General features: G+C 70.9%; 14 protein-coding genes. 6 read left to right on the top strand and 8 right to left on the bottom strand.

Annotated elements, in window-relative coordinates:
* Window positions 1–387: 387 nt before the first annotated feature.
* The gene (locus PGH47_RS06825) at window positions 388–990 is read right to left on the bottom strand and encodes a hypothetical protein (RefSeq protein ID WP_271662703.1); all 603 of its coding nucleotides are present in this window, start codon (window positions 988–990) and stop codon (window positions 388–390) included.
* A gap of 556 nt (window positions 991–1,546) precedes the next feature.
* Here PGH47_RS06825 and PGH47_RS06820 point away from each other — a divergent pair.
* Entirely contained in the window at window positions 1,547–3,064 is a 1,518-nt protein-coding gene (locus PGH47_RS06820; protein ID WP_107912184.1) for a glutamate-cysteine ligase family protein, read from the top strand.
* 37 nt (window positions 3,065–3,101) lie between these two features.
* Here PGH47_RS06820 and PGH47_RS06815 read toward each other — a convergent pair whose 3' ends face one another.
* Window positions 3,102–4,877, bottom strand: a complete 1,776-nt coding sequence (locus tag PGH47_RS06815) for a substrate-binding and VWA domain-containing protein (RefSeq protein WP_271662702.1) — start codon at window positions 4,875–4,877, stop codon at window positions 3,102–3,104.
* Window positions 4,878–5,071: 194 nt separating this feature from the next.
* Between PGH47_RS06815 and PGH47_RS06810 the strand changes: the two genes are divergently transcribed.
* Window positions 5,072–5,872, top strand: a complete 801-nt coding sequence (locus PGH47_RS06810) for a CPBP family intramembrane glutamic endopeptidase (RefSeq protein ID WP_271662701.1) — start codon at window positions 5,072–5,074, stop codon at window positions 5,870–5,872.
* A gap of 22 nt (window positions 5,873–5,894) precedes the next feature.
* Here PGH47_RS06810 and PGH47_RS06805 read toward each other — a convergent pair whose 3' ends face one another.
* On the bottom strand, window positions 5,895–6,905 hold the full coding sequence (locus PGH47_RS06805; RefSeq protein WP_271662700.1) for a helix-turn-helix transcriptional regulator: 1,011 nt from the start codon (window positions 6,903–6,905) through the stop codon (window positions 5,895–5,897).
* 93 nt (window positions 6,906–6,998) lie between these two features.
* On the opposite strand from PGH47_RS06805, the gene PGH47_RS06800 reads away from it, so the two are divergent.
* On the top strand, window positions 6,999–7,397 hold the full coding sequence (locus PGH47_RS06800; protein WP_271662699.1) for a VOC family protein: 399 nt from the start codon (window positions 6,999–7,001) through the stop codon (window positions 7,395–7,397).
* A 40-nt stretch (window positions 7,398–7,437) separates the two neighbouring features.
* On the opposite strand, the gene PGH47_RS06795 is transcribed toward PGH47_RS06800, so the two are convergent.
* The 3 genes from PGH47_RS06795 to PGH47_RS06785 all read right to left on the bottom strand — a co-directional run bounded on the left by PGH47_RS06795 (window position 7,438) and on the right by PGH47_RS06785 (window position 9,685).
* Window positions 7,438–8,247 (bottom strand): PhzF family phenazine biosynthesis protein, encoded by an 810-nt coding sequence (locus tag PGH47_RS06795; protein ID WP_271662698.1) that lies wholly within the window; start codon window positions 8,245–8,247, stop codon window positions 7,438–7,440.
* 92 nt (window positions 8,248–8,339) lie between these two features.
* The gene (locus PGH47_RS06790; protein WP_271662697.1) at window positions 8,340–8,705 is read right to left on the bottom strand and encodes a darcynin family protein; all 366 of its coding nucleotides are present in this window, start codon (window positions 8,703–8,705) and stop codon (window positions 8,340–8,342) included.
* 89 nt (window positions 8,706–8,794) lie between these two features.
* On the bottom strand, window positions 8,795–9,685 hold the full coding sequence (locus PGH47_RS06785) for an NAD(P)H-binding protein (RefSeq protein WP_271662696.1): 891 nt from the start codon (window positions 9,683–9,685) through the stop codon (window positions 8,795–8,797).
* Window positions 9,686–9,791: 106 nt separating this feature from the next.
* Here PGH47_RS06785 and PGH47_RS06780 point away from each other — a divergent pair, with 106 nt between their 5' ends.
* Both PGH47_RS06780 and PGH47_RS06775 read left to right on the top strand, forming a co-directional pair.
* A complete protein-coding gene (locus tag PGH47_RS06780; protein WP_271662695.1) occupies window positions 9,792–10,742 on the top strand; it encodes a LysR family transcriptional regulator in 951 nt (316 codons plus the stop codon).
* Window positions 10,743–10,888: 146 nt separating this feature from the next.
* A complete protein-coding gene (locus tag PGH47_RS06775) occupies window positions 10,889–11,512 on the top strand; it encodes a PadR family transcriptional regulator (RefSeq protein WP_107912176.1) in 624 nt (207 codons plus the stop codon).
* A 92-nt stretch (window positions 11,513–11,604) separates the two neighbouring features.
* Here the strand turns inward: PGH47_RS06775 and PGH47_RS06770 are convergent, their stop codons facing one another.
* Together PGH47_RS06770 and PGH47_RS06765 are read right to left on the bottom strand one after the other, a co-directional pair.
* Window positions 11,605–12,036: a type II toxin-antitoxin system Rv0910 family toxin gene (locus PGH47_RS06770; RefSeq protein WP_150504350.1), complete on the bottom strand. Its 432-nt coding sequence runs from the start codon at window positions 12,034–12,036 to the stop codon at window positions 11,605–11,607.
* A gap of 127 nt (window positions 12,037–12,163) precedes the next feature.
* Window positions 12,164–12,331: a hypothetical protein gene (locus PGH47_RS06765; protein ID WP_271662694.1), complete on the bottom strand. Its 168-nt coding sequence runs from the start codon at window positions 12,329–12,331 to the stop codon at window positions 12,164–12,166.
* A 215-nt stretch (window positions 12,332–12,546) separates the two neighbouring features.
* Between PGH47_RS06765 and PGH47_RS06760 the strand changes: the two genes are divergently transcribed.
* Entirely contained in the window at window positions 12,547–13,107 is a 561-nt protein-coding gene (locus PGH47_RS06760; RefSeq protein ID WP_271662693.1) for a Clp protease N-terminal domain-containing protein, read from the top strand.
* Window positions 13,108–13,254 lie beyond the last annotated feature (147 nt).

Here is a 13,254-nt window from a genome sequence, read left to right as displayed (position 1 = left end):
CGCGGCGTGAAGCTTCGTGCATGGCCGCTCCCCCGTTGTGATAAGTCGGTCGGAACCCAGTGTTGCCCCACGGGCGTCAATCCGCAGGGATTTCGCAGCACCGCTTTCTCACAGGTTGATGACGCTTCACCCGCGCGGATGGTTCATCCCAACTGCACTGTCACTTCGGGTGGTTCGCAGTGGTCGGATGGGGCTAGTCCGTATGGGCCGGAGCGCCCACTGGGCTCATTCGAGCGCTTTATTGCTCGTACGAGTTATTCACGGCTCGTACGTGCGTGACTCGTGTTTCCAGTTGTCCGATACGAGCCTAAACCCACCCCGGAAAACACGCGTACCCCGCCACCCGGAATGGGCGGCGGGGTACGCGGGCGCTCGCGCGGGGTGCCGTCAGGCGGGGGAGCCGAGCAGTGGAGGCAGCGGCGGCAGCGGGGCCGGGGTCGCGCGAAGGGTGAGCACCGGGAGCAGTTCGGCGACCCGGTGCGGCACATGGGCCGCGATGCCGGGCGGCGCCGGGGCAAGCGGCACGAGGATGTCCGTTGCGTCCGGATGGCCGGTGGCGCCGTCCGCCGCGCAGTCGCCGTGCAGCCACAGCGCGAGCATGTAGAGGCTCGGGATCGACAGCAGGCGCGGCTGGCAGGGCTGCGCGATCGTCTCCGCCTGGCGCAGGGCCCGTTCGGTCGAGGCGATGTAGGGGCCCTCGAAGAAGTGCGAGAAGGCCCAGCCGTCCGGGGTCAGCCGGGTCTCGGCCGCGGCCACCGCGCGTTCCCCGCACCGGATCAGGAAGCGCCAGCCGGCCAGCCGTGTCGCGGACACACCCGCCGCGGTGATCTCGTCCAGCACGTGGACGGGCAACGGCAGTTCGGGTGTGGCGGGCCCCTGGGCGGCGCGCAGCGAGGGCGTTCGGGCCTCGCGGACAGCGGTGGGTGAGCCGAGTGCGGTGAGGACGGAGCGAAGTGCGGGCGCGGGAGCCGGGGGGACATGCAGCGGCATGGTGGGTCGCCTCTCATTCGACAGGCACAGTGGCGCGAGGGCGGGGCGGGGGCGGACGGCGCTGTCAGCTCACGAGGTCAGAGAGGCGGGGGCCGGGTCAGGGAGCCAAGGGGGATGGGTGAGGCCTGCCGCACGTCACCTGGACGGCAGGACCGGGACCGCGGGCGCCAACCCTCTGCCTTGATTGCGGAGTTTATACGACGAGTGTTCAGACGATGTTTCGTCTAACCGCTTTCGGTGCACCCGGCAAGGAGTCAATCGGCCGCTGATTTGCGGGAATCATCCCGATTCCCGGCGGGTGTGCGGGCGGTGACCTCGAAAAATGTCGCGGGTGCGGACGGCCAATTCTCGTCGGCGTTTTTCACGAGTTCGTGAGCCGTCCGAAACTGCACAGTGCACCATGCCCGCCGAATGTGCCACCGGTCACATCCGACAGAGTAGCGGGCGCAGGGTTCGCGTGGGACGTTATCGATCGCTTCGGCTGGGCACACTCTCACCTGACCCGGGAGACCGGCGGCCGGATCTTCGGCCCGCCCATCCGAGGAGGGACACTTCGATGGGGGAGAAGGTCGTGGCAGGTCGCTTCGATCTGTCCGATCGCCAGCACTACCGCGAGAAGCTGCGGCGGTGCCTGACCGGCCTGGAACGGCTGCTGGCGGAGAAGCGGTTCGACCGCCCCAAGAACCTGATGGGGCTGGAGATCGAATTGAACCTCGCCGGCGCCGACGGCATGCCGAAAATGTTGAATGGGCAGGTACTGGAACGGATCGCGAGCCGCGATTTCCAAACAGAACTCGCCATGTTCAATCTGGAAGTGAACATAGCCCCACACCGATTGCAGGGGCGGGTATTCGACCGGCTGGCGGAGGAACTCCGTACGTCACTGGCATATGCCGACCGAAAAGCGGGCGAGGTCGACGCGGGAATCGTGATGATCGGCATTCTGCCGACGCTCGACCGGGACGACCTGGTCTCCTCGAACCTCTCCGACGTGGACCGCTACGCCCTGCTCAACGATCAGATCGTGGCCGCCCGCGGCGAGGACTTCATGCTCGACATCGACGGCGTCGAGCGTCTGACGTGCACGTCGAAGTCCATCGCCCCCGAGGCCGCCTGCACCTCCGTACAACTGCATCTCCAGGTCACGCCGGGGCGCTTCGCCGACGTCTGGAACGCGGCCCAGGCGGTCGCCGCCGTCCAGGTCGCCATCGGCGCCAACTCGCCCTTCCTGTTCGGGCGTGAGCTGTGGCGCGAGTCGCGTCCGCCGCTGTTCCAGCAGTCCACCGACACCCGCCCGCCCGAGCTCCAGGCCCAGGGCGTGCGACCGCGCACCTGGTTCGGCGAGCGGTGGGTCACCTCGGCGTACGACCTCTTCGAGGAGAACCTGCGCTACTTCCCGGCCCTGCTGCCGATCTGCGACGAAGAGGACCCGCTCGACGTCCTGGACTCCGGCGGGGTCCCGGGGCTCGCCGAACTCGTCCTGCACAACGGCACCGTGTACCGCTGGAACCGGCCCGTCTACGGCATCGCCGACGGAGTCCCGCACCTGCGCGTGGAGAACCGCGTGCTGCCCGCCGGACCGACCGTCACGGACGTCATCGCCAACGCCGCCTTCTACTACGGCGTCGTCCGCGCCCTCGCCGAGGAGTCGCGCCCGGTGTGGACCCGGATGCCCTTCGAGGCGGCGGCCGCGAACTTCGACGCGGCCTGTGAGCACGGCATCGACGCCCGGCTGAACTGGCCCCGGCGCGGACGGTACGGCGGAACGGCCGAGGTCGACGCGGTGAGCCTCGTACGCGACGAACTCCTGCCGCTCGCCGAGGCGGGCCTCGACGCGTGGGGGGTGGAGCCGGCCGACCGGGACCTCTACCTCGGCGTCATCGAGGAGCGCTGCCGCAGGCGCATGAACGGCGCCTCCTGGCAGGCGGCCACGTTCCACCGCGCGCTGGAGGCGGGCATGTCCCGGGACGCGGCGCTGGCCGCCACGACACGCCGCTACCGCGAGCTGATGCACCGCGGGGAGCCGGTGCACACCTGGCCGGTGGGGTTGCCGGCGCCGGTGCCGCTCGGGTGACGGCCGCGGGGGACGGTGCGAGCCGTCCCCGTCGGCGTCAGCCCCGCCGGTCCGGTGACGCGGCGTTCACGATCGCCTTGAGGATCACCGTCTGGATCTGCGCCGGGTCCGTCACCTCGTGGCCCGACCCGCCCGTGGCCGCGGCGATGCGATTGGCCTCCTCGCGGTCGGCGTCGGGGCCGACCGCGATCATGATCAGCGGCACCGGGCGCTGCGGATCGGCGAGCCGCTCCAGGCGTGCGAGGAGGTCGGCGCGCGAGATGCTGCCGGGATCCTCGTTCACGCCGTCGGTGAGGACGACAAGCGCGTTGAACTTGCCCTCGGCGTAGGAGCCGGTCGCGGCCCGGTACGCGGCGAGCGTGGTGTCGTACAGGCCCGTCGCGCCGTCGGGCACCGGCTCCAGGTCGCCGAACGCCGCCGACAGCCGGTCGCGCTGGGAGCCGGCGCCCTCGCGGTCGCCGAGCCGCTGGGTGGGCACACGGACGCGGTAGTCCTTGTCGCCGTCCAGTTTGGTGGAGAAGTCCCAGAGGCCGATCTCGTCCTCGGCCGTGAAGGTGGAGAGCGCCTGGAGCAGGGCCGCCTTGGTCACGTCCATCCGGGACCGCCCGGTGCCCGGCACCGTCTCGGACATCGAGGCGGAGGCGTCCACGACCGTGGTGATCCGCGCGCTCTGCACGGTGATCGTCCACACCCCGAGGGTCTCCTGGAGCGCCACCGCCGAGGCCGGCCGGGCCGGGGCCTTCGTGTACGGCTGTGGGCTGCTGCCACCGGCGCGGGTCACCAGCGCGTCCGACACGTCCTCCTCGGAGGTCCGGAAGCCGTGCCGCTCCAGCAGCCGCAGCTGCCGTGCGTCACGCAGATAGCTCATGAACCGGATCGCGGCCCGGCTCTCGTCGGTGGTCAGCCCGGTCTGGGTGAGCAGGGTGTACGGGTAGTCCAGCCGGGGCGAGCCGTCCTTCGGGTAGAAGAAGTCCAGGCCGTCGGCCTCGCCGTCCGTCGCGGAGTTGTACACGTGCGCCGTCTGCTCGCTGACGACCAGCGCCTGATTGCGCTTCGGGTTGCCCTGCTCGGTGCCCGAGGAGTCACGCGGCAGGGTGTCCAGGACCTGACCGTCGCTGTCGGAGACGCGCTGCGAGAGCGCCTTCATCATCCCCGCGGCCTGCGTGTCCCCGCCCTCGATCCCGGCGGAGGCCGCGCTCAGCCGGGTGAGAGCGAGCAGCCCGGTCGCGCTGCGCGCCGGGTCGGCCGCGCCGAGCCGCAGCGAGTCGTCGCGCAGCGCGGCGCCGGCCAGCTCCAGCCAGGCGTACGACTTCTTCGGCCACCCCAGCGACTTCGCGGCCGTCGGCACCATCGCCACACCCACCGGGGTGGAGGCGACATGGCCGACCGTTGAGACGTCGGCGGTGTCGCCGTCCGTGCTGAGCCGCTCCAGCCACACCTCCGAGTCCGGCACCCACACCTGCGCGCCGGGGTTCTCGCCGGCGAGCAGGGTGTCGGCGACCTTGTACGACTCGCGCGGGCTGACGGTGACCGCGACGCACCGTCCGTCCGAGGTGAGGTCGTCGTCCCGGGCCTGTGCGGCGGCGGTCTCCAGGGCGGGGGCCAGGTCGGGGGAGACGGCCAGGGTCAGCCGCACCGGGTCGTCCTGGCAGGAGGAGCCGAAGGAGAGCAGTCCGCCCCTGACGGCGGCGGCCGTACCGCCGGCGACGGCCAGGACGAGGACCGTGGCGATGGCCACCGTGCGGCGTCGTGCGCGTCGACGGGGGTCGCTGCCGCCCGCCCCATACTGATCGGGCAAGCTGTGACGTCCCATGTCGGTCGTGCCCCTCCCTGTTGCCCTGCTGAACCACACGCCGGATTCCGGCCGTATGGCAGGCAGAGGGGCGGTGCGCCCCGTACGGCGCCCGTCCCCCCAACGGCCTGTCGCGCACGGTCTTCGTAATTGCTTTCGAGACCCTAGCGGGGCGGCGATGAGGATGAGGCGGGATTACTCAACTGGAGGCAGGAGTGCAGGGCGAGGCAGGCCCCGTGGCCGATTCTTTTCCTCATGAGCGGCTCTCGCGACGGATTTTCCGGGATGAGACGCTGCTCGTTCTGGGGCTTTCGCTCGGTGCGAGCGGTGTGTCCGCCCTGATCAGTTTTGTCGGCTCGGTCACCAAACCGGGCGGCCTCAAGGACCAGGCCGCCACCCTCAATGCCTCGGCCGCGCCGGGGCGCCCCTGGCTGGATCTCGCCTGGCAGCTCTTCGGGATCACGACCGCGCTGGTGCCCGTCGCGCTGGTCGCGCACTTCCTGATGCGCGAGGGCCAGAGCCTGCGGACCATCGGCTTCGACCGCACCCGCCCCTGGCCCGACCTCGGTCGCGGGGCGGCTATCGCGGCGGTGATCGGCAGCACCGGGATCGCCTTCTACCTGGCCGCCCGCGGACTCGGCTTCAACCTCACCGTCGTCCCCGAGGCACTGCCCGACGTGTGGTGGAAGTACCCCGTACTGATCCTCTCGGCACTGCAGAACGCGATCCTGGAAGAGGTCATCGTCGTCGGCTACCTGCTGCGCCGCCTGGGCCAGTTGGGCTGGACGCCCGGCACCGCGCTGGTGGCCAGTTCCGTACTGCGCGGCTCGTACCACCTCTACCAGGGCATCGGCGGCTTCATCGGCAACATGGCGATGGGCGTGGTGTTCGTCTACCTGTACCGGCGATGGGGCCGGGTGGGACCGCTGGTCGTGGCGCATTCCCTGCTCGACATAGGAGCATTCGTCGGTTACGCGCTGCTGGCCGGGAAGGTGGACTGGCTGCCGACGGCGTGAGCTGTGCCGCCGGTGTGCCGTCTCATGCCATGGGCTCCTCGCGGTCGGGCTCGGCGGCGTAGGACGTGAGGCGATCGGCGAGCGCGATGACGAGGTCGCGAAGTTCATCGGGGCGCTCGATGACGAACGGCCGGTCGAGGGAGGCGAGTACCGGGGGCAACCAGTCGAGTCGCTCCGCCCGTAGCTCGACGCGCCTCCAGCGCTCCGTCGCGCGGTCCTCGTCGGCCGCGGACTCGTACTCCTCCAGGTTCGCGACGCCGGCGGGAAGGCGGGCGCGGATCTGCTCGACCGTCCCGTGGATCCGCAACGTCACCTCATGCCGGTACTCGGCCGTGGCGAAGCCCGACAGCACGCGCTGTGCCGGACCGGGACCCACGGGCGCTTCGAAGGAGCCGGGCAGGGTCCTCGCGTCGGCGATGCGGTCGAGCCGGAAGGTTCGGTCCTCGCCGATCCGGGCGTCCGTGCCCGTGACGTACCACCGGCCCGAATGGGCGACGATCCCGTACGCGTGCAGCGTGCGTTCGCTGCGCCGTCCGTCGCGGTCGGTGTAGCGGATCGAGACCGGTCGGTGGTGACGCACCGCATCGGCGATCGCGAGCAGGACCCCGGTGTCCGGGGTGTCGAACTCGCCCGGCTGATCGGTGAAGGCGAGAGCTTCCAGGAGTGTGTCGAGCCGGCGGGCGATGTGCTTGGGCAGCACCCGCCGGATCTTCGCCGATGCCGTCTCGTTCGCCGTGCGCTCCGTCGTCGTCAGCCCCGCTCGGCGGCCGGCGACGAGGCCGAGCAGTACGGCCAGCGCCTCGTCTTCGCTGAGCATGAGCGGAGGCAAGCGGTACCCGGGGGCGAGCCGGTACCCGCCGTAGCGGCCGCGCACCGACTCCACGGGCACGTCGAGGTCGATCAGATGGTCCACGTACCGGCGCACGGTGCGGCCTTCGACGCCGAGCCGGTCGGCGAGTTCGGCCACCGTCCGGGTGCCGCCCGACTGCAGCAGTTCCAGGAGTGTCAGCACACGGCCGGTGGGTCGAGCCATGGCCGCAGCCTAACGCGAATACAGGACCGATTCTGTCCCCTATTTCTCCTAGCCTGCGACGTGCACGCCTTCAGAACGGCCAAGGAGATTCCCATGGACTTCGTCTCGATCCGCATCATCACCAGCGACGTGGCGCGCCTCGTCGCCTTCTACGAGCGAGCCACAGGGGCGCCGGCGACGTGGGCCACCGAGGACTTCGCCGAACTCAGAACCGCGGGCGCCACCCTCGCGATCGCCGGCACCCGCACGGTCCCGCTGTTCGCTCCGGGCTCTGCCCGTCCGGCGGACAACCACAGCGTGATCACCGAGTTCCTCGTCGACGACGTGGACCGCGTTCACCGGAACCTGAGCGGCTGGGTCACCGACTTCGTGAACGAGCCCACCACGATGCCCTGGGGCAACCGGTCGCTGCTGTTCCGCGACCCCGACGGCAACCTCGTCAACTTCTTCACCCCCGTCACCCCGGCTGCCATCGAAAAGTTCGCACGCTGACGCCACGCGCTGCCGCTCATGCGGACCCGAGATCCCAGGGCTACGCGATCAGCTCCCCCTCGATGACCGTCACCGCCCGGCCGCTCAGCAGGGTGCGGTCGCCGCGGACCTCCGTGCGGACGCGGCCGGAGCGGCGGGAGGCCTGGAGGCCGGTGAGCCCGGTCCGGCCGAGGCGCTCGGACCAGTAGGGCGCGAGGGCCGTGTGGGCGCTGCCGGTGACCGGGTCCTCGTCGATGCCGACGTTCGGGAAGAAGCAACGGGAGACGAAGTCGTAGCCCCGTTCGGGGTCCTCGGCGCGGGCGGTGGCGATGATGCCGCGCGACGAGTGGGCGCCGAGCGCCTTGAGGTCCGGCGTCAGACCGAGGACCGTCTTCTCGTCGGCGAGTTCGAGGAGTAGGTCGCCGATGTTCGGGCCGGTGTCGAAGGCGGTGAGGGGCTCGGCGCCGAGTGCCTCGGCGACACCCGCCGGGGCCTCGACCCGGGTGAGCGGGGCGGTCGGGAAGTCCAGCGTGATCGACCCGTCCTCGCCGGGCGTGGCGACGAGCACGCCGCTGAGGGTGTCGAACCGCACGGGCCCCTCGTGGGCGCCGGTGCTGTGCAGCACATGGGCCGTGGCGAGCGTGGCGTGCCCGCACATCGTCACCTCGGTGACCGGTGTGAACCACCGCAGCGCCCAGTCGGCCTCGCCGCCCTCGGGCAGCGGGTGAGCGAACGCCGTCTCGGCGTGATTGACCTCCATGGCCACGTTCCGGAGCCAGTCGTCCTCCGGGAACGCGTCGAGAAGGAGCACCCCCGCCGGGTTGCCGGCGAAGGGGCGGTCGGAGAAGGCGTCGACGATTCGAATCCGCATGACGCCGACCGTAGGGGGTGCCCCGACGCGACGGCCAAGGCCAATTCGGGGGTGCTGGACCGATCTCGCGCGCCCCGTGCTCGATCGGTGGGTCAGGTGCTGATGGTGGTGACCGGTTCGACGCCGTACGTCCGGGCGTAGCCGTTCTCGGTGCCGACGAGCAGGTCGACGACCTCGAAGTAGCGGTCCCAGAACGGGGTTTCGCGCAGGGCGTCGATCAGGAGCTGGTACGCGCCGTGGTCGTCCGCCTCCCAGACCCAGACGTCGGTGACGCGCGTGGAGTAGAACTCCGTGTCGTAGAAGCGGGACCGGACACCGGTCGTCCTGGACTTGATCGTGGGGACGACCTGGGTGGTGAAGGCCTCCACCCGTTCCTGGACGGTCAGGGCCAGCCATTCGGGTGTGGTCTTGACGAGCATGAACGCCGTGACCGGCGTCTTGGTTGCCTCGACGGGCATGGGAGTGCCTTTCTCGGAATGTCGGAACAGGGGCCCGGCACATGGGCGCCGGGTCCGGATGACGGCCCGCAGCGGTGTCCGGAGCGGGGTCAGGTGAGCACGGCGGGCTTGAGCACCTGGACGCACCACTGCTCGAAGGTCGTGGGCGAGGAGGACTCGTCGGTGCGGGGCACTCCGGCGTCCAGTCCGTCGTCCTTGGCCCGCTTCATGTCCACGATGCCCTGGACGAACGCCTCGTCGAGGCCGTGGCCGACGAGAGCGGAGTGCAGGTCGTCGTAGGACTGGCGCTCGTAGCGGACGGGCCGTCCGAGCTGCTCGGTCATGATGCGGGCCAGGTCGGCGGGGGACAGGTCCCGCGGTCCCAGGACGGGAACGCTGCCGGCGCCGGTCCAGGTGCGGTCCAGGAGCAGGGCCGCAGCCGCGGCGGCGATGTCGGTGACGGCCACCATCGGCGCCTTGCGGTCCGCGTCGACCAGGTCGGTGAAGACGCCGTTCTCCCGGATCGAGTCGGCCTCCTCCAGGAGGTTCTCGAAGAACGACGGGCAGGCCAGAGCCCGGTGGGCGACACCCGTGGAGGCAACGAGGTCGTCCATCGCGAGGGACGCGGCCACGAGACCGGCGCGATCGGCGACCGGTGTGCCACGGCCGAGGGCGGAGACCCCCACGACGTGGCCGACGCCGTGCGCGGCGAGTGCCTGCGCGGCGGGACGGGTGAAACCGCTGTAGGCGGCCTCCGGGCTCAGGGAGGAGTCCGGGGGAACGAGCCAGAAGACGGCGTCCGCGTCCGCGAAGGCACGGTCGACGACCTCGGGGTCGCCGTGGGAGCCGGTGATCACCTCGACGCGTTCTCGTACTTCGTCGGGGAGCCGTGCCGGATCGCGCACGACCACGCGCAGGCCCTCCTCGGCCGGAGCGGATCGAAGGAGCCGGGAGAGCAGGTGGCTGCCGATGTTCCCGGTGGGTGCGGTGATGACGATCATGAAGACCTCTCGGACGGGGCCGGATCGGAACACCCACATCCTGTGAAGCCGCCGGGCATTGCCACAATGGGAACTTCAGCACCCAATCATTGTCCGAGGTGGAATTATGCAGCTCAACGGCGGTTCGGAGCCGGTTCTCGACGCCAATCTCGCCATCGCGCTGGACGCCCTGCTGGCCGAGGAGAGCGTCACGCGTGCCGCCGCCCGCCTGCACACGTCCCCGGCGGCCATGAGCCGCACCCTCGGCCGCCTCCGGCGCATCCTCGGGGACCCGCTCCTGGTCCGGGCCGGACAGGCGATGGTCCCCACCCCGCGGGCCCTGGCCCTGCGCGAGGAAGCCGCAGCGGTGGTCCGTCGCATCAGGGTGCTGCTCACTCCCGACACCGCGGTCGACCCGGCCACCCTGAACCGCACCTTCACCGTTCAGGCAGCCGACCTGGTCGGCGCGGCGCTGGCCCCCGCACTGCTCGAACGGGCCCGTCAGGAGGCGCCGGGCGTCTCGCTGCGGATGCGGGCCGAGGAACTGGAGGCCGGACCGGCGCTCCGTGACGGCCGGATCGACCTGGAGATCGGGTCCATCGACCATGCCGACCCCGAGACCCACGTCGAGGAACTGGTGTCCCTGCGGATGGTGGCCGCCGTCCGCCCCGGCCACCCCCTCGCCCGGAAGCCCCTGACGCCGGCCAGGCTCGCCGCCGCGGAACATGTCGTGGTGAGCCGCCGTGGCCGTTTCACCGGCCCGCTGGACACCGCACTGGCCGAACACGGCCTGGAACGACGCGTGAGTGCCGTCCTTCCGAGCCACCTGGCCGCGATGACCCTCGCGGCCGTCAGCGACGTCGTCTGCCTCGTCCCCGCGGCATCCGGCGGCGCGGCCCCCTCACCCCTCACGGCCCCCGCCTCCGTCTTCGGCCTGCACCTGCTCGACATCCCCCTGCCCCTGCCGCCCCTGACCATCGGCATGGCCTGGCACCCCCGCCACGTCGCCGACGGCGCCCACCACTGGCTGCGCGCAGCGGTCCGCCAGAGCCTCCGCCCGCCCGGGACCCCGGCCTGACGCCACGGGCGGATCCGGGTCCCCCCTGGACGGTCGGGCTCTTGGCGTGCACGTTCGTCCGAGTTCGGACGAGCCTTGTCATCCGATCGGTTCCGATATATCGTTGACGCATCGCGACAGATCAACGATGGAATGGAGTGATTGCGATGCGTTCCCATGGATTCGAGCGTGGGCATGGTGGACACGGTCATCACGGCGGGCGGGGCGGCTTCGAGCAGCTGCGCGGCGCCTTCGGGCCCTTCGGTCCGGGTGGCGGTGGCCCCGGTTTCGGTGGACCTGGATTCGGCCCCGGCCCCTGGGGGCCGAGGGGTCGAGGAGGGCCTCGAGGGAGGGCGCGGCGCGGTGACGTACGGGCATCGATCCTCGCCCTGCTGAAGGACCGCCCCATGCACGGCTACGAGATGATCCAGGAGATCGCCGAGCGCAGCGGCGGGGCGTGGAAGCCCAGCCCCGGCTCGGTGTACCCCACCCTCCAACTGCTGGAGGACGAGGGCCTGATCGCCAGTGAGACCGAGGGCGGCAAGAAGCTGTTCTCGCTCACCGAGGCAGGCCGCGAGGCGGCCGAGGCCGGCCCCGAGGCGCCCTGGGAGGAAGCCTCCCGCGGTGTCGACTGGGAAGCCCTCGGCGAGATCCGTCAGGCCGGATTCGGACTGATGGAAGCCTTCGGGCAGGTCTGGAAGACGGGCAGCAAGGACCAGCGCGACAAGGCGCTGACCGTCATCAACGACGCCCGCAAGAAGCTGTACCTGATCCTCGCCGACGAGGACTGAGAAGCACCGGCGGCCTCCCCGCCGTAAGCGAAGGCGCCCCGTGGAGCGATCCGCGGGGCGCCTTCCTTCGTGAGGCGTGGGGGCAAGGCCGCTCAGGTCACCAGGCCCGCCAGCTTGCGCAGCGACTCGTCCAGCGCCGCCGTCGCCGAGTCCTTCAGCTTGCCCGCCATCAACGACACCGCCGCGCCCGTGAACTCCCCGTCGATGCGCACCGTCGTCGCGGCGTCGCCGTCCGGGGTGAGGGTGTAGCGCGTGGCCACGGTCACCGCCATCGGGCCCTTGCCGCGGATCGCGAGCACCCGCGCCGGCTCCAGTTCCTCGATGGTCCACTCGACCTCGGCCGGGAACCCCATCAGCTTCATGTTCTCCTGGAAGGTCCCGCCCACTTCGAGGGCCGCGGGGCCGCCACTCGGGAAACTGGTGTGGGTCGCGTTCCACTGGCCGTACGCCGACCAGTCCGTCAGCTGTGCCCAGACCTTCTCGGCCGGCGCCTCGATACGTGCCTCCGCGCTGACTTCGGCCATGCGACCACCCCTTCGTCTCGGGCTACGGTGTCGCGGAACGTAGCCGTGGGGGCCCGAACATTCAATACTGATGAACCGTCAGGAATTGTGGAGGTGCGGTCCCGTTCCGGGCGCGGGCCGCGCGGGCTCAGCTCACGAGCCGTATCACCGCCGCGTCGAACAGGTCCCACGCCCGCGGCAGCGCGCTCTCGTCGTGGCAGTGCCACGCCTCCCAGAACAGGTCGGCGAGCAGGGCGTCCGCCGGGGCGTACACCCGGTAGACGTACTGTCTGCCGTCAACGGCGGACAGCGCCACCAGCCAGCACCTCTCCATGTCCCTGTGGGACGTGGCACGGCGCGCCCCGGTTGCGTGCAGGGCGCTCCGCAAGGCGGCGCGCGCCCCCGACGGCTTTCGGCGTGATCTCATCCGTAAGGAGGAGATTTCGGCCGTCGGAGTCCACTCTGTGTGGGACGCGAAAATGCTTCCCCTCGGCGATGACTCGGCTCGCTGTGGCTGATGGGGTAGGAGACGTGCAACCCCGTATCCCCCGGCAGTCGGCCCAGGAACAGGACTGTCGGCGCCCGGACACCCCGGCGGACGGTGCCAGGCTCAGCGACGAACTGGCAGCGGTGGTCTCCGGTGCCCGTCGCCGGGCGCTCAGGGACGGGGACCGGCAGATCGACTCGGCCCATCTGCTGCACTCGCTCCTGGAACACGACGCGGACGTGTACGCCGTCTTCGGCGAGGGACCCCAGATCGCCCGGCTGCTCGGCTATCTCGTGCAGCGCAGCATCGGCTACGGCCTGCGCTGGCAGGGCGCCGTGGAGGACTCCGGTGCCGTCCCCGTCGTACTGCACGGCGAGGGCTTCTCCCCGCTGGCCGCGAGCGCGATGGAGCAGGCCTGCCGACGTGCCGCCCTGCGCGGCGACATCCGGGCCCGCGGCATCGACCTGCTCGCGGCGATCGTCGTCGACCCCCAGGCCCGCGCCGTCGAGGTGCTCGACCGCGCCGGCGTCGACGCGACCGCCCTGCGCGCCCGCATCGACGGACACCGCGACGAGTACGTCGGCGGTGGCGACACCACCCGCTGACGCGACCGGCGGCCCGCGACCATGACCGGCGATCCACGACCGGCTGGCGCGACCCGAGACCCCGCGCCCCGCGATCCACGACCCCGAAACGCCGGCGGGTTCCGGAACCGGGGTGAGCCGTGCCTATTTCCTCTCCGTCCCGCCCCG

It is taken from the genome of Streptomyces sp. HUAS 31 (genome assembly GCF_028198125.1).
Classification (GTDB): domain Bacteria; phylum Actinomycetota; class Actinomycetes; order Streptomycetales; family Streptomycetaceae; genus Streptomyces; species Streptomyces chartreusis.
The sequence above is the reverse complement of the archived record's forward strand: the minus strand, read 5'-3'. Positions and strand labels throughout refer to the sequence as shown.

Coding starts and splice junctions, on each gene's coding strand:
- PGH47_RS06825 (WP_271662703.1), bottom strand. CDS start 990: ATGCCGCTGCATGTCCCCCCGGCTCCCGCGCCCGCACTTCGCTCCGTC.
- PGH47_RS06820 (WP_107912184.1), top strand. CDS start 1,547: ATGGGGGAGAAGGTCGTGGCAGGTCGCTTCGATCTGTCCGATCGCCAG.
- PGH47_RS06815 (WP_271662702.1), bottom strand. CDS start 4,877: ATGGGACGTCACAGCTTGCCCGATCAGTATGGGGCGGGCGGCAGCGAC.
- PGH47_RS06805 (WP_271662700.1), bottom strand. CDS start 6,905: ATGGCTCGACCCACCGGCCGTGTGCTGACACTCCTGGAACTGCTGCAG.
- PGH47_RS06800 (WP_271662699.1), top strand. CDS start 6,999: ATGGACTTCGTCTCGATCCGCATCATCACCAGCGACGTGGCGCGCCTC.
- PGH47_RS06795 (WP_271662698.1), bottom strand. CDS start 8,247: ATGCGGATTCGAATCGTCGACGCCTTCTCCGACCGCCCCTTCGCCGGC.
- PGH47_RS06790 (WP_271662697.1), bottom strand. CDS start 8,705: ATGCCCGTCGAGGCAACCAAGACGCCGGTCACGGCGTTCATGCTCGTC.
- PGH47_RS06785 (WP_271662696.1), bottom strand. CDS start 9,685: ATGATCGTCATCACCGCACCCACCGGGAACATCGGCAGCCACCTGCTC.
- PGH47_RS06780 (WP_271662695.1), top strand. CDS start 9,792: ATGCAGCTCAACGGCGGTTCGGAGCCGGTTCTCGACGCCAATCTCGCC.
- PGH47_RS06775 (WP_107912176.1), top strand. CDS start 10,889: ATGCGTTCCCATGGATTCGAGCGTGGGCATGGTGGACACGGTCATCAC.
- PGH47_RS06770 (WP_150504350.1), bottom strand. CDS start 12,036: ATGGCCGAAGTCAGCGCGGAGGCACGTATCGAGGCGCCGGCCGAGAAG.